The 20,148-nt window shown below is 68.7% G+C and carries 18 protein-coding genes and 2 tRNA genes; 10 read left to right on the top strand and 10 right to left on the bottom strand.

Translation table 11 applies throughout. The annotated features are described in order from the left end of the window. Nucleotides 1–17: 17 nt before the first annotated feature. Together ACX1D1_RS15250 and rfbB are read right to left on the bottom strand one after the other, a co-directional pair. On the bottom strand, nucleotides 18–500 hold the full coding sequence (locus ACX1D1_RS15250; protein WP_459055278.1) for a methylated-DNA--[protein]-cysteine S-methyltransferase: 483 nt from the start codon (nucleotides 498–500) through the stop codon (nucleotides 18–20). Between the two features lie 66 nt (nucleotides 501–566). Further along, nucleotides 567–1,565 carry a dTDP-glucose 4,6-dehydratase gene (gene rfbB / locus ACX1D1_RS15245; RefSeq protein ID WP_459055277.1) on the bottom strand — a complete coding sequence of 333 codons (999 nt, stop codon included), beginning with the start codon at nucleotides 1,563–1,565 and terminating at the stop codon, nucleotides 567–569. 102 nt (nucleotides 1,566–1,667) lie between these two features. Between rfbB and rfbA the strand changes: the two genes are divergently transcribed. The 4 genes from rfbA (at nucleotide 1,668) to ACX1D1_RS15225 (ending at nucleotide 4,481) form a co-directional block, all read left to right on the top strand. Beyond that, nucleotides 1,668–2,531, top strand: coding sequence for a glucose-1-phosphate thymidylyltransferase RfbA (gene rfbA / locus ACX1D1_RS15240; RefSeq protein WP_459055275.1), 864 nt, complete (start codon nucleotides 1,668–1,670; stop codon nucleotides 2,529–2,531). An 85-nt stretch (nucleotides 2,532–2,616) separates the two neighbouring features. Continuing rightward, nucleotides 2,617–2,689 (top strand) — tRNA-Arg (locus ACX1D1_RS15235). 106 nt (nucleotides 2,690–2,795) lie between these two features. Continuing rightward, on the top strand, nucleotides 2,796–3,530 hold the full coding sequence (locus tag ACX1D1_RS15230; protein WP_459055274.1) for a glycerophosphodiester phosphodiesterase: 735 nt from the start codon (nucleotides 2,796–2,798) through the stop codon (nucleotides 3,528–3,530). 45 nt (nucleotides 3,531–3,575) lie between these two features. Further along, nucleotides 3,576–4,481 (top strand): 1,4-dihydroxy-2-naphthoyl-CoA synthase, encoded by a 906-nt coding sequence (locus ACX1D1_RS15225; RefSeq protein WP_459055273.1) that lies wholly within the window; start codon nucleotides 3,576–3,578, stop codon nucleotides 4,479–4,481. A 424-nt stretch (nucleotides 4,482–4,905) separates the two neighbouring features. Here ACX1D1_RS15225 and ACX1D1_RS15220 read toward each other — a convergent pair whose 3' ends face one another. Both ACX1D1_RS15220 and upp read right to left on the bottom strand, forming a co-directional pair. Beyond that, the gene (locus tag ACX1D1_RS15220; RefSeq protein WP_459055272.1) at nucleotides 4,906–5,667 is read right to left on the bottom strand and encodes a YwiC-like family protein; all 762 of its coding nucleotides are present in this window, start codon (nucleotides 5,665–5,667) and stop codon (nucleotides 4,906–4,908) included. A 123-nt stretch (nucleotides 5,668–5,790) separates the two neighbouring features. Further along, nucleotides 5,791–6,432 carry a uracil phosphoribosyltransferase gene (gene upp / locus ACX1D1_RS15215; RefSeq protein ID WP_370585671.1) on the bottom strand — a complete coding sequence of 214 codons (642 nt, stop codon included), beginning with the start codon at nucleotides 6,430–6,432 and terminating at the stop codon, nucleotides 5,791–5,793. A 112-nt stretch (nucleotides 6,433–6,544) separates the two neighbouring features. On the opposite strand from upp, the gene ACX1D1_RS15210 reads away from it, so the two are divergent. Both ACX1D1_RS15210 and tadA read left to right on the top strand, forming a co-directional pair. Continuing rightward, nucleotides 6,545–7,132 (top strand): tRNA adenosine deaminase-associated protein, encoded by a 588-nt coding sequence (locus ACX1D1_RS15210; RefSeq protein WP_459055271.1) that lies wholly within the window; start codon nucleotides 6,545–6,547, stop codon nucleotides 7,130–7,132. A 38-nt stretch (nucleotides 7,133–7,170) separates the two neighbouring features. Next, entirely contained in the window at nucleotides 7,171–7,602 is a 432-nt protein-coding gene (tadA, locus tag ACX1D1_RS15205) for a tRNA adenosine(34) deaminase TadA (RefSeq protein WP_459056599.1), read from the top strand. 22 nt (nucleotides 7,603–7,624) lie between these two features. Here tadA and ACX1D1_RS15200 read toward each other — a convergent pair whose 3' ends face one another. After that, nucleotides 7,625–8,800: an MFS transporter gene (locus ACX1D1_RS15200; RefSeq protein WP_459055269.1), complete on the bottom strand. Its 1,176-nt coding sequence runs from the start codon at nucleotides 8,798–8,800 to the stop codon at nucleotides 7,625–7,627. A 115-nt stretch (nucleotides 8,801–8,915) separates the two neighbouring features. Between ACX1D1_RS15200 and ACX1D1_RS15195 the strand changes: the two genes are divergently transcribed. Beyond that, nucleotides 8,916–9,000, top strand: a tRNA-Ser gene (locus ACX1D1_RS15195). A 95-nt stretch (nucleotides 9,001–9,095) separates the two neighbouring features. Here ACX1D1_RS15195 and ACX1D1_RS15190 read toward each other — a convergent pair. Both ACX1D1_RS15190 and ACX1D1_RS15185 read right to left on the bottom strand, forming a co-directional pair. Then, the gene (locus ACX1D1_RS15190; RefSeq protein WP_459055268.1) at nucleotides 9,096–9,644 is read right to left on the bottom strand and encodes a LytR C-terminal domain-containing protein; all 549 of its coding nucleotides are present in this window, start codon (nucleotides 9,642–9,644) and stop codon (nucleotides 9,096–9,098) included. A 34-nt stretch (nucleotides 9,645–9,678) separates the two neighbouring features. Next, a complete protein-coding gene (locus tag ACX1D1_RS15185; RefSeq protein ID WP_182781498.1) occupies nucleotides 9,679–9,972 on the bottom strand; it encodes a type II toxin-antitoxin system VapB family antitoxin in 294 nt (97 codons plus the stop codon). 121 nt (nucleotides 9,973–10,093) lie between these two features. Between ACX1D1_RS15185 and ACX1D1_RS15180 the strand changes: the two genes are divergently transcribed. Further along, entirely contained in the window at nucleotides 10,094–11,740 is a 1,647-nt protein-coding gene (locus ACX1D1_RS15180) for a helicase HerA-like domain-containing protein (protein WP_459055266.1), read from the top strand. A gap of 12 nt (nucleotides 11,741–11,752) precedes the next feature. Here the strand turns inward: ACX1D1_RS15180 and ngcE are convergent, their stop codons facing one another. Both ngcE and ACX1D1_RS15170 read right to left on the bottom strand, forming a co-directional pair. Continuing rightward, nucleotides 11,753–13,138 carry an N-acetylglucosamine/diacetylchitobiose ABC transporter substrate-binding protein gene (ngcE, locus tag ACX1D1_RS15175; protein WP_459055265.1) on the bottom strand — a complete coding sequence of 462 codons (1,386 nt, stop codon included), beginning with the start codon at nucleotides 13,136–13,138 and terminating at the stop codon, nucleotides 11,753–11,755. Nucleotides 13,139–13,219: 81 nt separating this feature from the next. Continuing rightward, nucleotides 13,220–14,494: an aspartate kinase gene (locus ACX1D1_RS15170; RefSeq protein WP_459055264.1), complete on the bottom strand. Its 1,275-nt coding sequence runs from the start codon at nucleotides 14,492–14,494 to the stop codon at nucleotides 13,220–13,222. Between the two features lie 81 nt (nucleotides 14,495–14,575). Between ACX1D1_RS15170 and ACX1D1_RS15165 the strand changes: the two genes are divergently transcribed. Together ACX1D1_RS15165 and ACX1D1_RS15160 are read left to right on the top strand one after the other, a co-directional pair. Further along, entirely contained in the window at nucleotides 14,576–15,748 is a 1,173-nt protein-coding gene (locus ACX1D1_RS15165; RefSeq protein WP_459055263.1) for a DUF480 domain-containing protein, read from the top strand. Nucleotides 15,749–15,818: 70 nt separating this feature from the next. Continuing rightward, nucleotides 15,819–16,814: a Gfo/Idh/MocA family protein gene (locus ACX1D1_RS15160; RefSeq protein WP_182798806.1), complete on the top strand. Its 996-nt coding sequence runs from the start codon at nucleotides 15,819–15,821 to the stop codon at nucleotides 16,812–16,814. A gap of 121 nt (nucleotides 16,815–16,935) precedes the next feature. On the opposite strand, the gene ileS is transcribed toward ACX1D1_RS15160, so the two are convergent. Beyond that, a complete protein-coding gene (gene ileS / locus ACX1D1_RS15155; RefSeq protein ID WP_459055261.1) occupies nucleotides 16,936–20,085 on the bottom strand; it encodes an isoleucine--tRNA ligase in 3,150 nt (1,049 codons plus the stop codon). Nucleotides 20,086–20,148 lie beyond the last annotated feature (63 nt).

Below are 20,148 nucleotides of genomic sequence, written 5' to 3'. Positions count from 1 at the left end.
CGCAGAGTACCGCGATGCTACGAGGCGGGACGGCTGCGCTCCAGATCGAGGAGGAACTGCTTGCGTTCCGGGCCGCCGGAGTAGCCCGTGAGTTTCCCGTCGGACCCCACCACGCGGTGGCAGGGGACCACGATGCTGAGCGGATTTCGGCCGTTGGCCAGCCCCACGGCCCGTGAGGCGGCGGGGCGTCCGACGGCGATGGCGAGCTGGCCGTAGCTGCGCGTCTCCCCGTAGGGGATCGCGGCGAGCGCCGCCCACACCTCCTTCTGGAAGTCGGTGCCCGACGGGGCCAGAGGAAGATCGAACGAGGTGCGTTCCCCGGCGAAGTACTCCGTGAGTTGGCGGGTGGCGTCCGGGAGCGCGTCGTCGACGCGCTCGCCCCACGCGGACTCGGGCACGGGCGGACTCTTGTGTCCGTCCATCAGAACAGCCACGAGGGCTCCGTCGCTGACGACGAGGGTCAGTGGGCCGATGGGGGAGTCCATCACGCTGTGGGTCATGTCGCGCACACCTTCCGCTGTGGTGCCAGGATACGACCCGCCGAGGCGTTCGACAGGCCCCGAGGGTCACTGGCCCTTGGCGGCGTACCTGGCCTCGGTGGCGGCTTTGAGCGGGCGCCACCAGTCCTCGTTGGCGCGGTACCAGTCGATGGTGGCCTGCAGGCCGGTGCGGAAGTCGGTGTACTCGGGGGTCCAGCCGAGTTCGTCGCGCAGCTTGGTGGCGTCGATGGCGTAGCGGAGGTCGTGGCCGGCGCGGTCGGTGACGTGGTCGTAGGCGTCGGTGGGTTGGCCCATGAGTTCGAGGATGAGTTCGATGACCGTCTTGTTGTCCTGCTCACCGTCGGCGCCGATGAGGTAGGTCTCGCCGATCCGTCCGTCTTCCAGGATGCGCCAGAGGGCGGAGTTGTGGTCGTCGACGTGGATCCAGTCGCGCACGTTAGCCCCGGCGCCGTAGAGCTTGGGGCGGATCCCGTCGATGACGTTGGTGATCTGGCGGGGGATGAACTTCTCGATGTGTTGGCGGGGGCCGTAGTTGTTGGAGCAGTTGCTGATCGTGGCGCGCACCCCGAACGAGCGCACCCAGGCCCGCACCAGGTGGTCGCTGGCCGCCTTCGAGGCCGAGTAGGGGCTGGACGGGTTGTACGCGGTGCTGGGGGTGAACTTCGCGGGATCGTCGAGTTCGAGGTCGCCGTAGACCTCGTCGGTGGAGATGTGGTGCAGGCGCTTGTCGAACTGCCGCGCGGCCTGCAGGACGTGGAAGGTTCCGAGGATGTTGGTCTCGACGAAGATCCCGGGGCCTTCAAGGGAGTTGTCGTTGTGGGATTCGGCGGCGAAGTGGACCACCGTGTCGTGGGCTGCGACGAGTTCGTTGACCAAGGCGGCGTCGGTCACCGACCCCCTGACGAAGCGCCCCCGTGCGGGGTCCAGTCCGGCCAGGTTGGCGGTGCTACCGGCGTAGGTCAGGGCGTCGAGGACGGTCAGCACGGCGTCGGTGTGTGTCATCGCCCAGTGGACGAAGTTGCTGCCGATGAACCCGGCTCCCCCAGTGACCAGAATCGTCTTCACGCGTGGGAGCCTATCCGGTCACCCGCGCGAGCGCAGCGCCGCAGCGTCCGAGCAACCACCGCGATCGTGCCGTGGCGGGGTCGCTGTGCCAAGGTATGACCCATGCGGGGGATCATTCTTGCCGGCGGGACCGGCTCCAGGCTTCATCCGATCACGCTGGGCACCAGTAAGCAGTTGATGCCGGTCTATGACAAGCCGATGATCTACTACCCCCTCGCCACGCTGATCTTCGCCGGGATCCGTGAGGTGCTGATCATCACCACACCGCACGAGGCGCCCGCTTTTCATCATCTGCTGGGCGACGGCGAACAGTTCGGCGTCCACTTCACCTTCGCGGTCCAGCCCGAGCCCAAGGGGTTGGCGCAGGCGTTCACGATCGGGGCGGACTTCGTCGATGGCGGACCCTCCTGCCTGATCCTGGGTGACAACATCTTCTCCGGGCCCGGGCTGGGATCGCGGCTGCAGCGGCGCACCGAGTCCATCGACGGCGCCCTGGTGTTCGGCTACCAGGTGGCAGACCCCACCGCCTACGGCGTCGTGGAGGTCGACGGCAACGGGCTGGCCCTCTCCATCGAGGAGAAGCCGGCCCACCCGAAGTCCCACTGGGCCGTGCCCGGTCTCTACTTCTACGACGAGCAGGTGGTCGACATCGCCACCAACCTCAAGCCCTCGCCGCGTGGCGAGTTCGAGATCACCGACGTCAACCGCGCCTACATGGAACAGGGCCGCCTCCACGTGGACCTGCTGCCCCGCGGCACGGCCTGGCTGGACACCGGCACCTTCGACTCACTCAACGACGCCAGCAACTTCGTGCGCACGCTCCAGGCCCGCCAAGGCCTGCAGGTCGGCTGCCCGGAAGAGGCGGCCTGGCGGCGGGGGTTCCTGACCGACGACGAGTTGGCCGAGCGCGCCGCCCGTTACGAGAAGTCCGGCTACGGCACCTATCTACGCAACCTGCTGGGTTGACGATAGGCGGAGGCCAGCCGGCTCGGGCCGCCGGACCTGCGTTTTGCCGTTCACATCGATGCCACGTATAGTTACGACTCGGCCAGCGCTCGTGGCTCAACGGATAGAGCATCTGACTACGGATCAGAAGGTTGGGGGTTCGAGTCCCTCCGAGCGCGCTGGAGATGGGCGTCGGGGTTTTCCCCGGCGCCTTTTCTTCTTCCCGGCCCAGCCAGGACTCGTTGGTAGGTGGCGCGGACAGCGCCGAGTTGGAAGGATGTCCCCGTGACAACCGAAGTCTGGGCCCATCGTGGCGCGAGCGCTTATGCGCCGGAGAACACCGTGCCAGCGTTTCAGCTGGCGCTCCAGATGGGCGCAAACGGCGTGGAGTTGGACGTGCAGCGCACGGCGGACGGGCACGTCGTGGCCATCCACGACGAGACCATCAACCGGACCTCCAACGGCTTCGGGCGCGTGGTCGATCAGACCCTGGAGGAGCTGCGCCACTGCGACTTCTCCAACGGCTTCGCCGGGCGCCGCAACGTCAAGATCCCTACTCTGCGCGAAGCGCTCGACCTGTTCCGGGGCACTGGGGTCCGCGTCAACATCGAGTTGAAGAACACCGTCGTGCTGTATCCCGGCCTGGAGGACGACGTCCTGAGCATCGTGCGGGACGCGGGCATGGAAGATCAGGTGCTGTACTCGTCGTTCAACCACTTCTCACTGGCTAACCTGCGCGGCCGGGTGGCCCGCGAGCAGATCGGCCTGCTGTACTCGGACGGCATCTACGACCCCTGGAAGTACGCGACGTGGTTCGGTGCCGGGGCCCTGCACCCCCACTACCTGGCCCTGCAACAGCCCAACTTCGTCTGGCTCTGCCACGAGGCGGGCATCGAGGTCCACGCGTGGACGGTCAACAAGGACGATGACGCGCTCTGGCTCGCCGGCTTGGGCGTCGATGCCCTGATCACCAACTTCCCGGACCGGCTCTCCGAGGTGTTGCGCGCCCCCGGCCGCTAGCCGGATCGGTCGCGACCGCGCGCGGGCGGCCACTAGGCTCGCCCCATGAGCGCCCCCGGCAACCCGTTCCGCCCCGAACTCTGGGACGCGGTGGACGGATTCGACTTCACCGACATCACCTACCACCGAGCCAAGCACGTCCCGGCGGTGCGGATCGCCTTCAACCGCCCCGAGGTGCGTAACGCTTTCCGGCCTCACACCGTCGACGAGCTGTACCGGGCGCTGGATCACGCGCGGATGTCCTCGGACGTGGGCTGCGTGCTGCTCACCGGCAACGGCCCCTCGGAGAAGGACGGCGGCTGGGCGTTCTGTTCGGGCGGTGATCAGCGGATCCGAGGCCGCGCCGGGTACCAGTACGCCGAAGGCGAGGGCGCGGACACCGTCGATGCAGCCAAGCTGGGGCGCCTCCACATCCTCGAGGTCCAGCGCCTCATCCGGTTCATGCCCAAGGTGGTCATCGCCCTTGTCAACGGGTGGGCGGCGGGCGGAGGGCACTCACTGCACGTCGTCGCGGACCTGACGCTCGCGTCACGGGAGCACGCGCGGTTCAAGCAGACCGACGCCGACGTCGGCTCCTTCGACGCTGGATTCGGATCGGCCTACCTGGCACGGCAGGTGGGGCAGAAGTTCGCCCGCGAAATCTTCTTCCTGGGCGACGTCCACGACGCCGAGGACGCGCACCGCATGGGCATGGTCAACCGGGTGGTGCCGCATGCCGAGTTGGAGGACCTGGGCCTGGAGTGGGCAGCGAAGATCTGTGGAAAGTCGCCGACGGCCCAACGGATGCTGAAGTTCGCCTTCAACGCCATAGACGACGGGCTGATCGGACAGCAGGTGTTCGCCGGAGAGACCACGCGCTTGGCCTACATGACCGACGAGGCGGTGGAGGGTCGTGACTCGTTCCTCGAGAAGCGGGCTCCGGACTGGTCGAAGTTCCCCTACTACTACTGATGTGGCGATGCAAGCCCTAGCCAAAGCGATGTGTGGACGACAGTCCGCCTCCGCCCACCTGGATGGATCGCTAGGCCTGCTGTCGGCTGGAGGGCTTGCTGCGGACTGTCGCCCAGTGGCAGGCAGTCCCGAGTGGGGTTCTGTCTAGGCTCTCGCCATCGCGAAATCCTAGATTCGTCGGAACTGAAATCCTAGATCCGTCGCGGGCGAAGTCGGAAGTTCGTCGATGCCAGTCGCCGCAAGTGAAGTCGCCGCGATCGACCACTGAGTTGAGCGCCCCATCCGTGATCGCGAGTGTCGGGCTCGTGTAGGCGGCCCGGCCCCCGCGAACTGAAGGCCTGACCCGAGGTCTACCGGGCTGAGAACCTCATTGCCGAGGACCACGCCGCTTCTCGGTGGGGCCTCCTCGGGGACCTGCCAGGCCTCAGCCGAGAAGGGTGAGGGCCAACGCCCAGGCCGACAGCAGGATCTCCAGCACGCCAATCTGCGCCGGCCGCCTCGGGGCCCGCGGCATCCAGAACGACCTCGCCACCAGCGCCACCGCCCACGGCAGCCACCACCACCCCAGCCAGCCGGCACCCCACGCCGCGACCGCCACCAGCGCGGCGGCGGCGTGGTACGCCTGAGAGCGTTGGGCCGCCGAGGGCTCGTTGCGCTCGCGGATCAGGGCCTTGACGTGAAGCACGGTGCCCACGAAGTAGGCGGTGATCAGCAGCATGATGATCACGTCCCGCCACCTCGTCGGGTCATCGGCGCCCCACCGCTGCAGCACCGCCATCAGCCCGCAGGACGCGATCACCATGAGGACGCCGGAGGCCAGGGAGCGGTCCCGCCTCTTCCACGCCAGCCACAGTCCCGCCCCCACCAGCACCGCGTACACCGGGGCCCACAGCAGTAGCCCCCACCCCTTGAGGGCCAGAGTCGTCAAACCCAGGACGGCAGTTGCAGTGCTATAGAGCGCGAGAGCAGGCAGGTAGCGGCCACGACGCTTGGCGGGGCTGCGGAGGAGGAGGGTCGCGGCGTTGTAGGCGAAGTAGGCCACCAACCAGGTGAGGCCGAGCATCGCGTCGCCCGCGTCTAGGGGGCGTGCGTCCCGCGCCATCACGAGGCCCGCGAGGTATGGAACGACGAGCATGGCCCAAGCCCCGTGTTGCTTGGGTACCCAGCCTGCGGTCCGACCAGCCATCCGGCTACGCTAGCCCACCCGTTCCCAGGCGCTGGGGGCGCCCCCCGGCTCTGCACCGATCTACGCAGAACGCGGTCTCTGTGCATACGCACAGAGACCGCGCCATGGCTAGCGACCTGCAGATCAGTTGGCCAGGCCGTAGAGACGATCGCCCGCGTCGCCCAGGCCGGGCACGATGTAGCCGTGTTCGTTGAGGCGCTCATCGACGGCGGCCACCACCAGGGTGCAGGGGACGTCCAGGTCCGCCAGGAGGCGGTTCAGCTTCTCGATTCCCTCGGGCGCCGCGAGGAGACAGATGCAGGTGATGTCGTCCGCGCCGCGATCAACGAGATACTGCACCGCTCCACCGAGCGATCCTCCGGTGGCGAGCATGGGGTCCAGCACGTAGCACTGTCGACCCGACAGGTCATTGGGGAGACGTTCGGCGTAGGTCACCGGCTGCAGGGTCACCTCGTCTCGGATCATCCCCAGGAACCCCACCTCCGCGGTGGGCATGAGCCGCAGCATTCCATCCAGCATCCCCAGCCCGGCGCGCAGGATGGGCACCACCAGCGGCGCTGGCTGCGCCAATTTCACCCCGGTGGTGGCGGTGACCGGCGTTTCGATATGCGTCTCCGTGATCCTCACCCCACGCGTGGCCTCGTAGGCCAGCAGCGTCACCAACTCCTCCACCAACCTGCGGAACACCGGCTGCTCGGTGTTCTTGTTCCGCAGCAGTGTCAGCTTGTGATCGACGAGGGGATGAGTGACGACGCAGAGTTCCACGCCGCTTACCTTTCCACATCCGGCCCGGGCGTGCAGTGGTTGGGCCCCTGGGGATGTTTCCCGAGGGCAGTCATGCAAGGATGGGGTGCGCATGCGACGAAAGGAGTGAGCCGTGGACGTATTCGAAGAGGACGCCGAGCCATTCGACCTCAACGACGTGGACAGCGAAGACTCCGCAGAGTCGGAGGACTCCGAGGAGGACTTCGACGACCTCGAAGACGCCACCGAGGACGACGTGGATCTGGTGGTGGCCCTCTACCGTGAGGACGGCCGCGCGGTCGCGGTCCCCATGGACGTGGACCTCGCCAATGACCTCGACGAACTCATCACCCAGCTCGGACGCCTCCCCGGTGACTCGGGTGCCGACGGATGGGTATCTGTCGCGGGCGAGTTCTTCGTGATCTGCCGCGTGCGCGGACGCACCGTCGAGGTGCTGCTCTCGGACGTGACGGCGGCCAACGACTGGCCCATCGCGCGAGACGTCGTGGACTATCTCGGCGAAGAGATGCCAGACGAAGACGACGATCCGGCCCCCCTCGGGGACCTCTCCATGTACGCGGCCAGCGGTCTGCGGGCGATGGAGCTCGAAGCCATCGCCACGGACTACGACGAGGACTCCGACGTCCTCCTCGGCAGGATCGCGGCGAAGTTGAAGGTCACGGCGGAGTTCGAGGGCGCCGTCGAGGCCTTCGACGACTAGAGCCGGGCACTAGCGTGGGCACGCGCTGGCACGAGGCGATGCGCCTCGCGCTGGAGGAGGCGGAGGCCGCCCGGCGGCATGGGGACGTGCCCATCGGCGCCGTGATTCTCGACTCTGCCGGAGCACCGATCGCAAGCGCGGGCAACGAGCGCGAACTCACGGGCGACCCCACGGCCCACGCCGAGGTGGTCGCCATCCGTCGGGCGGCCGAGGAGCTCGGTCAATGGCGCCTCACCGACTGCACCCTGGTGGTCACCCTTGAGCCCTGCACAATGTGCGCAGGGGCCATCGTCGCGAGCCGGATCGGGCACCTCGTGTTCGGCGCGTTCGACGAGAAGGCGGGTGCCGTCTCATCGCTGTGGGACGTGGTGCGCGACCCTCGCCTCAACCACCGTCCTACTGTCACGTCCGGCGTCCTCGCCGACGAGTGCGGCGCCGCCCTGGAATCCTTCTTCGGGGAGCGGCGCTAGTGTCCTGCGTCCGACGGCGACACTAGTCCAGCGCGATGATGCCGTCCCGCAGATCCGGCTGCACTCCCCGGAACACAACGGCCACCAGCACCGCCGAAACGGCGATCCCCGCCGCCACGAGGATGCCGCCGTGCCCGCCGGAGGCGTCGATGGCGATGCCGGCCGCGGCCGACCCGACGGAGGCGCCCAACAGTTGCCCGGTGCCTATCCATCCGTAGGCCTCGGCGGTGTCCGAGAAGGGGACGCTCCCGGCGATCACCGACGACACCGCGGCGAGCGCGGGCGCGATCCCGAAGCCCGCCAGAAACAGCGCCAGCGACAAGCCCCAGAAGCCGCTGAGGACCGTTGCCAGCGAGAACCCTGCCACCACGACGAGCATGCGGAGAGCCATCGACCAGCGGGTGATCGGGCGGTTGCCGGCCGCCAGGCCGCCGAGGAGGGACCCGAACGCGGACAGGGCCAGCACGCCGCCGGCCAGAACCGAGCCGTCGCCGAAGGACGCGACGATGGCGGCCTCCATGGCGGCGAAGGCACCGATCATCAGCAGCGACGTCACCGTCATGAGAAGCACCGCCGGGTTGGCCAGCACCCTCCCGAAGCGTCGCCGGTTCGCGGGAATCTCCAGGTGACGGACCCTGGGGGTCAGGATGAACATCAGGCCGCCCACCACCTGGATCGCGATCACCACCAGTAGCGCCGGGCCGGACCCGAGAGCACCCACCAGCAGGGTGATGGCCACCGGCCCGATGATCCAGATGATCTCCTGCAGGGCGGCGTCGAGGCTGAACAGCGCCGTCAGCAGGTGGTTGGGTGCCAGCTTCGGGTAGAGCGTGCGGACCGCTGGGATCACCGGGGGCATCGCCGCGCCTCCTAGGGCGGCCAAGGCCATGGCGCCTCCCAGCGGCACCGTCAGGAGGGCGAGCAGCGCGAACGCGGTCACCGAGATCACCAGCGTGGCAGTGAGCACGCGAAAGGTGCCAAGGCGGTTAAACAGCCTCGAGACGATCGGGCCCGCCACCGCCATGCCTACGGAGAACGAGGCGAGAACCAGCCCGGCCGCGGTGTAGCTGCCCTGCGTGTCGCGCACGTGCATGAGCACGCCAAGCGAGTACATGCCCGCAGGAAACCGAGCCGCCAGTTGCGTGACCAGAATCAGGGCAAGCCCTGGGGCCTTGATCAATGCCGAAAAGTCACGCACCGGCCCAACCATACGGCCGCCCGTGGAAGCCCACCAACCGGGCGACGACACCGCCGCGCCAGCCAGAGGGGCGTGCGATTGGTCAAAGCGAGGCGCCCTCGGTAAACTTTCCGGCGGTGATGTGTCTGAGCGGCCGAAAGAGCTCGCCTCGAAAGCGAGAGTGGGGCAACCCACCGGGGGTTCAAATCCCTCCATCACCGCGGGGTCCGTTCGGACGACGAAACCCCCAGCCTCAGGCTGGGGGTTTTTTGCGTTCCTGACCCCTCGCGACGCTGGACCCTCTAGGAGCGCGACACTAGGGGGTCGGCGACGGTGCAGGCGGCGTCGGTGAGGGTGACACAGGCACCGACGGGGACGGCGAGGGTACCCGGCACACCTCTCCCGCCGGGGACTCCACCTGTGCCAGCGGAGCCTCGGCCATGCCGGCGAAATCTGTGCCCACCAGCACGTCGACGGTGCCGTCGACCCGGGTGTCGTAGTCGACCTGCGGCTCCACGAAGTAGGAGGAGACGAGCTGGATCTGCGCAGCCTCACGCTCGTTGGCCCGGATCATGGTGCCGACGACCCGCTCCTCGGTGTTGTCCACCTTGATGACGACGAAACCCGCCTTCTCCAGGTCCGTCTTCACCCTGTTGGCCAGCCCGCTGGTGAACCCGCCGTTGAAGACGCGCAGCGTGACGTCCACGGGCGTGACCACGGCGGCGGCTGTGGTGACGCAGGGGGTGGGCGACGGCGACGGCAACGGCTCGGTCAGCGCCTTCCATCCCCACGTCGCACCCCAGACGAGCAGGCCGAGCAGGCCCAGCAGCACGATGGGGGTGGCGATGAGCCTGAAGATGCGCACGGGCGAGGGTTCCTTCGTGGTCGTCCGGTGGGGGCTAGTTCAGTTCCAGGATTCTTGCATGCAGGGTCTGCCGCTGCTGCAGCGCAGCGCGCAGAGCCCGATGAAGGCCGTCCTCCAGGTACAGATCGCCCTGGTAGGACACGACGTGGGCGAAGAGATCGCCGTAGAACGTGGAATCCTCCTCAAGGAGGGCTTCGAGATCCAGGGTTCGCTTGGTGGTGACCAGCTCGTCCAGCCGGACCTGATGCGGCGCGATCGCGATCCACTGCTTCTGCGTGAAGCCGTGGTCCGGGTAGGGGCGGGAGTCACCAACTCGCTTGAAGATCACGGGGCCACCCTACCGTGGGGCCGGAGCGAAGAGACGTAGGTGTCCTGACTCGGCGCTGGGGACGCGCCGCCCACCCACAGATCCGCGGCGCGACCCTGTGGGCCTGTGCCAGAGTAGGGGAGTGAGCAACGAGGCACAGATCGAGACCATCACCGCGGGCTACACCTTCGACGCGCCCGCCGCGACACTGGGGGTCCTCAATGACGAGAGCCCCCTCGTCGAGGCGAAGATCCGCATCCCGCTGGCCATGTTCAACCGGCACGGCCTGGTGGCCGGCGCCACCGGAACAGGCAAGACGGTGACCCTCCAGGTGCTGGCCGAGGCGCTCAGCAACGCCGGCGTCCCCGTCTTCGCCGCTGACATCAAGGGCGACCTCAGCGGCATGGCCTCGCCCGGCTCGCCGTCGGAGAAGCTGCTGGCCCGCGTCGCGAAGCAGGGTCAGGACTGGCAGCCGAAGGCATTCCCGTGCGAGTTCTACGCCCTTGGAGGCGAGGGCGTGGGGGTTCCCGTGCGCGCGACCATCTCGTCGTTCGGGCCCATCCTGTTGTCCAAGGTGCTGGGGCTCAACAAGGTGCAGGAGTCCTCGCTCGGCCTGGTGTTCCACTACGCGGACAAGGCCGGCCTCGCGCTGCTGGACCTCAAGGACCTCATCGAGCTGCTCAAGTACCTCACCTCGGACGAGGGCAAGCCCGAGCTCAAGGGCATCGGCGGCATCTCGACCGCCACCGTCGGCGTGATTCTCCGCTCGTTGATCACCGTCTCCGATCAGGGGGCGGACGTGTTCTTCGGCGAGCCCGAGTTCGACCCCGCGGAACTTCTGAGGGTGGCCCCCGACGGCCGGGGCGTGGTCTCGCTTCTGGAGCTGCCCCAGCTGTCGACGCGCCCGGCATTGTTCTCCACGTTCCTGATGTGGCTGCTGGCGGACCTCTTCACCTCGCTGCCCGAGGTGGGCGACATCGACAAGCCGAAGCTGGTGTTCTTCTTCGACGAGGCGCACCTTCTCTTCAACGACGCCTCGGACGCGTTCCTCGACTCCATCACCCAGACCGTGCGGCTCATCCGCTCCAAGGGTGTGGGCATCTTCTTCGTGACCCAGACCCCGAAGGATGTGCCCGACGACGTGCTGGCCCAGCTGGGCTCCCGCGTGCAGCACCAGCTCCGCGCCCACACCCCCAACGATGCCAAGGCCCTGCGCGCCACCGTCTCCACCTACCCCAACTCCGGCTACGACCTGGAGGAGGTCCTGCAGCAGCTCGGGATCGGGGAGGCCATCGTCACCGTGATGAGCGAGAAGGGTGCCCCCACCCCCGTGGCTTGGACGCGCATCTGGGCCCCCGAATCGCTGATGGGGCCGACGCCCGAGGACCAGCTCCGCGCAGGAGTGGCTCTGTCGTCACTGACCGCGAAGTACGGCACGCCGCTGGACAGGCACTCCGCCTACGAGGCGCTCACCCACAAGCTCGCGCAGGGGGCCGCTGCTGCCGAGGCGGAGCGCCTCGAGGCTGAGAGGGCGAAGCAACTGCAGCAGATGGAGAAGGAGCTGGCGGCCGCCGAGAAGGAGCAGGCCCGCCTGGAGAGGGAGGCGCGGGCGGAGCAGGCCCGCCGCGACAAGGAGGCCCGCGCCGAGGAGACCGCCCGCCGCCGCTACGAGCGGGAGAACCCTGGGCTGGTGGAGCAGGTGACCCAGTCCACCGTGTTCAAGGACCTCGTCCGCACCGCCGGGCGCGAGATCATCCGCGGCATCTTCGGAACCGGCCGGCGCAGCTGAGCGGCACAGTCGTCACTCGACGGTGTAGCGCTCCACGTCCGGGTCGTTACGGACGCGGTCCGAGATGGCCTGCAGCTGCTCGGCGAGGCCCTGTGCGGAGAGGGTGCCGCCCAGGAACTCCGCCCACGCGGCGTTGGTCTCCGGGCCCAACCCGTAGTGGGTGACGAATCGCCACGAGAACACGTGCTCCCCGGCGTCGGCCAGCAGACGCGCCTGGGAGGTCAACGCGGTGGACTCGAGGTCCGCGGGGACGCTCTCCCGCACGATCGTCGGAACGAGATGGGTTCGGGAGAAGTGGGCGGCGGTCTCCCGCGACAGCATCGTCCGCAGCAACTCCTTGGCGCCCGCGACGTTGCGCCCGTCCCTCGGCACCAGGAACTGCTCCGTCGGGGAGGCGTGCACCGCCGAGATCGGCAGTGTGGGGGCCGCGGTGAGGGTGGGCACCGGGGCGACCGTCATCGCGAAGTCGGCAGGGGCCACCTCTGACATTTCGCTGGCGATCCACGCCCCGGCCGGATACAGCAGGCCGGCGCCCTCGCGGACCCAGGCCGCCTGAGCCGTGAGGTAGTCGCCCCCGCGCAGGACGAACCCCTCGCGGACGCAGGTCTCGAGCTGCTCCAGCACGCCCTTCACGGCGGGGTGCGCCCACGCGTCCTCGGCCAGGTTGTCCAACGCCACCCGGACCTCGTCCCCGCCCTCCTTGACGGCCGACGCGATGGCCAGCTCCTGGTAGTAGTCGGCGGCCTCATCGCCCCACACGAACAGCGACCGCCCCAGCCTGCGCGCCGCGTCGCCCAACGCCAGGATGGCATCCCATGTCTGCGGCAGCTCCCAGCCCTGGGCGGCGAACTCGGAGGCCGAATGCCACAACCCGTACACGCTCAGCGCGTAGTTGATCGCCAGGAGCCTGCCGTTGAAGGTGCCCGCGGCGAGGACGTCGTGGTACAGGGTTTCGCGCAACACCTCGCCCTCCAGGGAGGGGGACTCGACAACGTCGTCGAGTTCGACGAACCGGTCCGCCAGCGTGGCCACGGGCAGCAGCGCGGCCCCAGAGTTGTCGACCAGGTCCGGAGGGGTGGCGCCGTCGGCCAGACGCGGCTCGACGGCGACCCGTACATCCTCAACGGCCGTCACCCGCACCCGCACGCCTGGATAGCTGGCCTTCATGATGTCGGCGGCGAACTCGACGTAGCCGGTGCCGAACGCGCCGTCGAAGATGACCGACTCCACCGTCGAGGGGGTGGTCAGGCCGAAGGGGAGTTGGCTCGGGGAGGGGGAGGGCGCGGCGGAGGGGGAGGACGAGGGGCCGGGTGACGGATCGCCCGGGCACGCCGTGAGCGGCGCGACGGCGGCGACGGCGAGCGCCGACAGCACGCTGCGACGACTGGGACCAGACATGGGCTTCCTCCGGGTGACCCAGGCAACTTTAGGCCACGCCCCGGCCACCCCCCGAACGCGGCCTCCGCTGCAGGGCTCCGATCAGCGGCCGGTGCCCGCGTAGACGGTCGCGGCCTCGTCGGCGTCCAGACCGAAGGCGGAATGGGCGGCCTGGACGGCCCGATCCACCTCGTCGGCTCCCACGATGACCGAGATCCGGATTTCCGAGGTGGAGATCATCTGCAAGTTCACCTCGGCGCCGGCCAGTGCCTCGAAGAAGGTGGCCGACACACCCGGGTGGGAGCGCATCCCCACGCCCACCACGGACACCTTGCCGATCTGGTCGTCGTAGAGCAGCTCGTCGTAGCCGACCTCGTCCTTGATGTTCTCGAGCGCGGCGATGGCGCGGGCCCCGTCGGCCATGGGCAGCGTGAAGGAGATGTCGGTGCGCACGTCCGAGAGACGGGAGACGTTCTGCACGATCATGTCGATGTTGATGTCGTGCTCCGCGATGGCCTTGAAGATGCGCGCGGCCTCGCCGATCTTGTCCGGGACACCCGCGACCGTGACCTTGGCCTCGCCACGATCGTGCGCGACACCGGTGATGATGGCTTCTTCCATGGATTCGTCCTTGTCGATCTCGTCCTGGCTCTTCACCCAGGTACCCGGCTTGTCTGAGAAGGAGGAGCGCACGTGGACCGGCACCCCTTCGCGGCGCGCGTACTCGACGCAGCGCAAGTGGAGGATCTTGGCGCCCGAGGCGGCCATCTCCATCATGTCCTCGTACCCGATGGCGCGGATGTGGCGCGCCGACGGGACGATCCGCGGGTCCGCGGTGTAGACGCCGTCGACGTCGGAGTAGATCTCGCAGAAGTCCGCGCCGAGGGCCGCAGCCAACGCGACGGCCGTGGTGTCGGAGGCGCCGCGACCCAACGTCGTGACGTCCTTGGTGGTCTGCGACACGCCCTGGAAGCCGGCGACGATGGCCACGTTGCCCTCCTCCAGCGCCCTCTCGACGCGGCCGGGGGTGATGTCGATGATGCGGGCGTTGCCGTGGGTGGGGGTGGTGATCACGCCCGCCTGTGAGCCGGTGTAGGACACGGCGTCCACGCCGAGGTCTGACAGCGCCATCGCCAGCAGGGCGGCGGACTGGCGCTCACCCGTCGTGAGCAGCATGTCCAGCTCCCGCGACTTCGGCTGCGGGGAGACCTGAAGCGCCAGATCCATCAGCTCGTCGGTGGTATCTCCCATGGCCGAGATGACGATGATCACGTCGTGGCCGTCCGCCCGGGTGCGGGCGATGCGCCGCGCGACGCGCTTGATCGACTCGGCGTCGGCCACCGACGACCCGCCGAACTTCTGGACAATGCGACCCATGCAAGACCTCCCTGGAACCCGTCACAGGATAGTTGCCGCGGGGCATGGGCGGGAACTTCGTCCGAGGGTAGGGTCAGGCGTGTGACGCTGCCGATCCTCACCGCCGAAGAACAGCGCGTGCTCGGGTGCCTCCTGGAGAAGGAGATCACCGTCCCGGACACCTACCCCCTCACCCTCAACGCGCTCCGCAGCGCCTGCAACCAGAAGAACAGCCGCGAGCCCGTCGTCGAGTACGACGAGCGGACCGTGCAGGACGCGCTGCGCTCCCTGAAGGAACGCGGCTGGGTGCGGGTGACCTGGCTTGACTACGGCAAACGCACCCTCAAGTACGCGCAGTCGGTGGTGCCGGCGCTGGGGCTCGCCGACGACGAACGGGCGCTGCTCACGCTGCTGCTGCTGCGCGGCCCGCAGTCCGCAGGAGAGCTGAAGACCCGCGCCGAGCGGCTGCGCCCCTTCGCGGATCGGGCGGCGGTGGAGGCATGCCTGGCTGAGATGGCGGCGCGCGAGGAGCCCCTCGTGATTCAACTCGAACGCAAACCCGGACAGCAGGACGCCCGGTGGTTGCACCTCCTCGGTGAGCCGCCAGTCGGCGCGGCTCCAGCCGGTGTTGACCGGGAACAGGTGCTGGCGGAGGGGGTGGCGGCGCGCGACGCCGACGTCGTGGCCGCCTACGACGCGGTCGCGGCGGCCTACGCGGAGGACCGCCGGGCGCTGGGGGAGTTCGAGGAATGGTTCCTGGCCCGGATAGCCAAGCTCGCCGGCCCGCATCGCACCGCCGACGTCGGCTGCGGGGCGGGCGCGGTCACGGCGTTCCTGGCCGAGGAGGGCGCTGATCCGGTGGGCATCGACGTCTCGACGGCGATGATCGCGGAGGCCGCCGCGCGGCACCCGAACATCGATGTCGAGGTGGGTGACATGCGCCGGCTGCTCCGCCCGACCACCGCCGCCGGATGGGGCGCCGTCGTGGCCTGGCACTCGCTGGCGCACTTCGCGCCCAGCGAGCTCGGAGGAATCATCCGTGGGCTCGCTGAGGTGCTGCTGCCGGACGGAGTGCTCGCGCTGGCGATGGAAACCGGCGCAACCCTGGACAGGCGCGACGAGTGGTTCGGGCAGGCAGTCAATCTCACGTTCGTGCGGCACGACGTGGCGGAGGTGCGCAGGGCGGTGGAGGCGGCGGGTCTCGGCTACGTCGAGACCTACCTGGTCTCCGACGACGAGCCGGTCGAGCGCCTCTACCTCATCGCCTGTGGCTGACACCCTCCCCGACCGGATATCCCGACGAGGTTCCCGCACCTGGGCAGGAGTCCGGCACTAGCCTGGGGCCATGAATACCGTCCGGTGGGGGATCGTAGGAACAGGCGCTATCGCGCAAGGCGTCGCCGGTGACTTCCAGTTCGTCCCCGGGGCGGAGTTGGTGGCCGTCGCGTCGCGGACCAGGGGCAAGGCGCAGGAGTTCGCCGCCCACCACGACATCAGGCTCGCGTTCGGCTCCTACCGCGAGCTGCTCGAGTCCCCAGCTGTCGACGTGGTCTACATCGCCACGCCTCACCCGCAGCACCGCGACGTGGCTCTCGCGGCCATCGCCAACGGCAAGGCCGTCCTGGTGGAGAAGGCCTTCACCGCCACCCTCGCCGGGACCCAGCAGGTGGTCGATGCCGCCCGCGCGAAGGGCGTGTTCGCGATGGAGGCGATGTGGACCCGGTTCCTCCCCGTGATCGCCGCCGCGCGCGAGGTGGTGGCCTGGGGACGGATCGGCGACGTCGTCGGCGTCCAAGGCGACCTCTACTCGTTCCGCGAGTACCAACCCGAACACCGCCTCTTTGCGCCCGAGCTCGGCGGCGGCGCGATCCTGGACCTCGGCGTCTATCCGATCAGCTTCGCGCAGGCCTTCCTCGGAGACGCGAAGGAGATCTGCAGCCGGTCCCGGCTGTACCCGTCGGGTGTCGAGCGGGCCTCGGCGGTCAACCTCGTGCACGCCGGCGATGCCCTGTCGTCGCTGACGTTCGGGTTCGACGGCTACGGCCCTGGCCGGATGGTCATCGTCGGGACGAAGGGCTGGATCGAGGTGGAGCCCCGCTTCCACCACCCGTCGATGCTCACCGTGCATCGCAACGGGGTGCTTCCCCGGATCATCGAGGCGATGCCGACGGGGCGCGGGTACTCCCACGAGTTCGCGGAGGTGACCCAGCGCATCCGCGAGGGGCTGACGGAATCCCCGACGATGCCCCTCAACGACACGCTCGAGGTGATGCGGATCGCGGAGGCGTGCCTGCATCAGGCAGGCATGACACACCAGGAGGCCACCGTCGACCTGGGGTGACGGCAGCCTCCTCGTCCCCCCATATCCGGCGTGTTGGGACTGGTGGTGACCACACAATGGATGTAGCGAGTCAACCGTGGACGTCGTGCCCTGTCAAGGGTCCGACGCCCACGGCAGGTGGTCAGGCCTTGCGCAGGGCCACCCTGAGGCCGAGCTCGCTGTCCTCGTCCGTGGGAGCCTCGACGGGGCCGACGGTCAGCGCAACCGCCAGCACCTCGTCGGCGATGAACTGCCGGTGAGCCTCGACGGCCTCCGCCAGCTCGGCGTCCGCCTCGAGCTCCACCATGATCCGGTCCGACACGTTCAGGCCCGCGCGCTTCCGCGACTCCTGGATGAACCGGATGGCCTCGCGAGCCAGACCCGAGCGGATCAGCTCGGGCGTGAGCTCGAGGTCGAGAGCCACCGTCTCGCCCTGCTCGTTGACCACCGACCAGCCCTCGCGCGGGCGCTCCGTGATGAGCACGTCCTCGGGCGTGACCTCCACGGCCTCGCCCTCCACGTCGAGCACTGCGCGGCCGAGGTCGCGGAGCTGGGTGGCCAGCCAGGTGGCGTCCAACTCGGCGATCGCCTTGGCGACGATCGGGGTCCGCTTGGCGAACCTCTTGCCGAGGTTGCGGAAGTTGCCCTTGGCGAAGTAGTCCACCAGATCACCGTGGGCGGCGAACGATTCGATGGACTCCACGTTGAGCTCGGCGCGGATCTCGGCCTGCAGGTCAGGCGAGAGTCGCTCGAAGATCGTCGACGGCACCAGCATCCGGCGCAGCGCCTGCCGGATCTTCACCTTCGACTCTGCCCGGGCCGCGCGGCCCAGTTCGACGGTGCGGCGGGTCAGCTCCATCGCCTCGCTGAGCTCGGGGATGATGAGCGACTCGTCGGCCACCGGCCAGTCCGCCAGGTGCACAGAGTCCGGGCCCTCGGGATCCGCCGCGTAGAACAGGTCCTGCCACACGCGCTCGGTGACGAACGGCATGATCGGCGCCAGCAGGCGGGTGAGCACATTGAGCGTCTCGTGCAGCGTCCAGAGGGCGCCGTCGTCGCCCGCCCAGAACCGGCGGCGGGAGCGGCGCACGTGCCAGTTGGACAGCGTGTCGATGAACTGGCTGAGCACCGCGCCATAGTGCTGGGTGTCGAAATTGTCGAGGGCGCGGGTGGTGTCGACGATGAGCTGGTGGGTGGCCGAGGTGAGCCAGACGTCCAGCACGTGCCGCTCGGACACCGGCGGCGCCTCGCCCGAGGGCGTCCAGTTCGCGGCTCGCGCGTAGAGGGTGTGGAAGGCCACCGTGTTCCAGTAGGTGAGCAGCACCTTGCGGACCGTCTCGCCGATGGCCTGGTGGCCCACGCGGCGGGCCACCCACGGCGAGCCGGAGCAGGCCATGAACCAGCGCACCGCGTCCGCGCCGTGCTGGTCCATGAGCGGGATCGGCTCCAGGACGTTGCCGAGATGCTTGCTCATCTTGCGGCCGTCGTCGGCGAGGATGTGCCCGAGGCAGACGACGTTGCGGTAGGAGGACTGCTCGAATACCAGGGTGCCGATTGCCATCAGGGAATAGAACCAGCCGCGGGTCTGGTCGATGGCCTCGCAGATGAAGTCCGCCGGGTAGCGCTCGGCGAACACCTCCTCGGAGCCGGGCACGTGCGGGTAGCCCCATTGGGCGAACGGCATGGCGCCGGAGTCGAACCAGGCGTCGATCACCTCCGGAACGCGCCGCGATTCCTTCCCGCAGGTGGGGCAGGGGAAGGCGATGTCGTCGACGAAGGGGCGGTGCGGATCCAGCGCGCTCTGGTCGGTACCGGTGAGCTCGCTCAGCTCGGCACGGGACCCGACGCACACCTGATGGTCATCCTCGCAGCGCCAGATCGGCAGCGGGGTGCCCCAGTACCGGGTCCGCGAGAGCGCCCAGTCCACGTTGTTGTTCAGCCAGTCACCGAAGCGGCCGTGCTTGATGGTCTCCGGGTGCCAGGTGGTGGCCTCGTTCTCCGCGAGCAGCTCATCCTTGATCTTGGTGGTGCGGATGTACCACGACGGCATGGCGTAGTAGAGCAGCGGGGTGTGGCAGCGCCAGCAGTGCGGGTAGCTGTGCGTGTAGTCCAGCACCCGGAACATGAGGCCGCGGGCCTGAAGATCCGCCACGATCGCCTTGTCGGCGTCCTTGAAGAACTGCCCGCCGACCAGGTCGAGGTCCTCGTCGAAGGTGCCGTCGCGGCGCACGGGATTGACGAACGGGAGGCCGTAGGCGCGGCAGACGTGCATGTCGTCCTCGCCGAACGCCGGCGCCTGGTGCACGAGGCCGGAACCGTCCTCGGTGGTGACGTACTCGGCGAGCACCACGAAGTGGGCGGGTGCCGGGAACTCCACCAGCTCGAGGGGGCGCTGGTAGGCCCAACGTTCAAGGTCGCGGCCGGTGAAGGTGTCGGTGAGGGTCCACTCGTCGCCGAGCACCTTGTCGGCCAGGGGCTCGGCGATGACCAGGGCCTTCTGCTCCGGGTGGGTCGCCACCCGGTAGGTGACCTCCGGGTGCACCGCGACGGCGGTGTTGCTGACCAGCGTCCACGGCGTCGTCGTCCACACCAGCAGGTCCACTTCGCCGGCGAGCGGGCCGGAGGTGAGCGGGAAGCGCACGTAGATCGACGGGTCGGTGATGTCCTCGTAGCCCTGCGCGAGCTCGTGGTCCGAGAGTGCCGTGCCGCAGCGCGGGCAATACGGCGCCACGCGGTAGTCCTCCTCCAGGAGGCCCTTGCCGTGGATCTGCTTCAGCGCCCACCACAGGGACTCGACGTACTCAGGCGTCATCGTCACGTACGCCTCGTCGATGTTGACCCAGTAGCCCATCCGCTCGGTGAGCTCGGTGAACGCGTCGACGTGGCGGAGCACGGAGGTGCGGCACTGCGCGTTGAAGGCCTCGATGCCGAAGGCCTCGATGTCGGCCTTGCCCGAGAAGCCGAGTTCCTTCTCCACCGCCAGCTCGACGGGGAGGCCGTGGCAGTCCCAGCCGGCCTTCCGCTCCACGCGGTGGCCGCGCATCGTCTTGTAGCGCGGGAACAGGTCCTTGAAGACGCGGGCCTCGATGTGGTGCGTGCCCGGCATGCCGTTCGCGGTGGGCGGGCCCTCGTAGAACGTCCACGGCTCGCCGCCGGCGGTGCGCTCGAGGGAGCGCGTGAAGGTGTCGCGCTCGCCCCAGAGGCTGAGGATCTCGTGCTCAAGTGCGGGGAAGTCCACCTGCGCGGGGACGGCGAGGTAGCCGGGGGTGTCCATGGTGGGGTCGTCGGTCATCGGGTGGTCCTTCTCATCGTTCTTCGCTGAGCTGTGAAGGGACGAGCCGAAGCCCGCGGTACC

Source organism: Tessaracoccus luoxuelianae (assembly GCF_054483915.1).
Note: the sequence above shows the minus strand (reverse complement) of the source record. Positions and strands in the feature narration are given on the sequence as shown.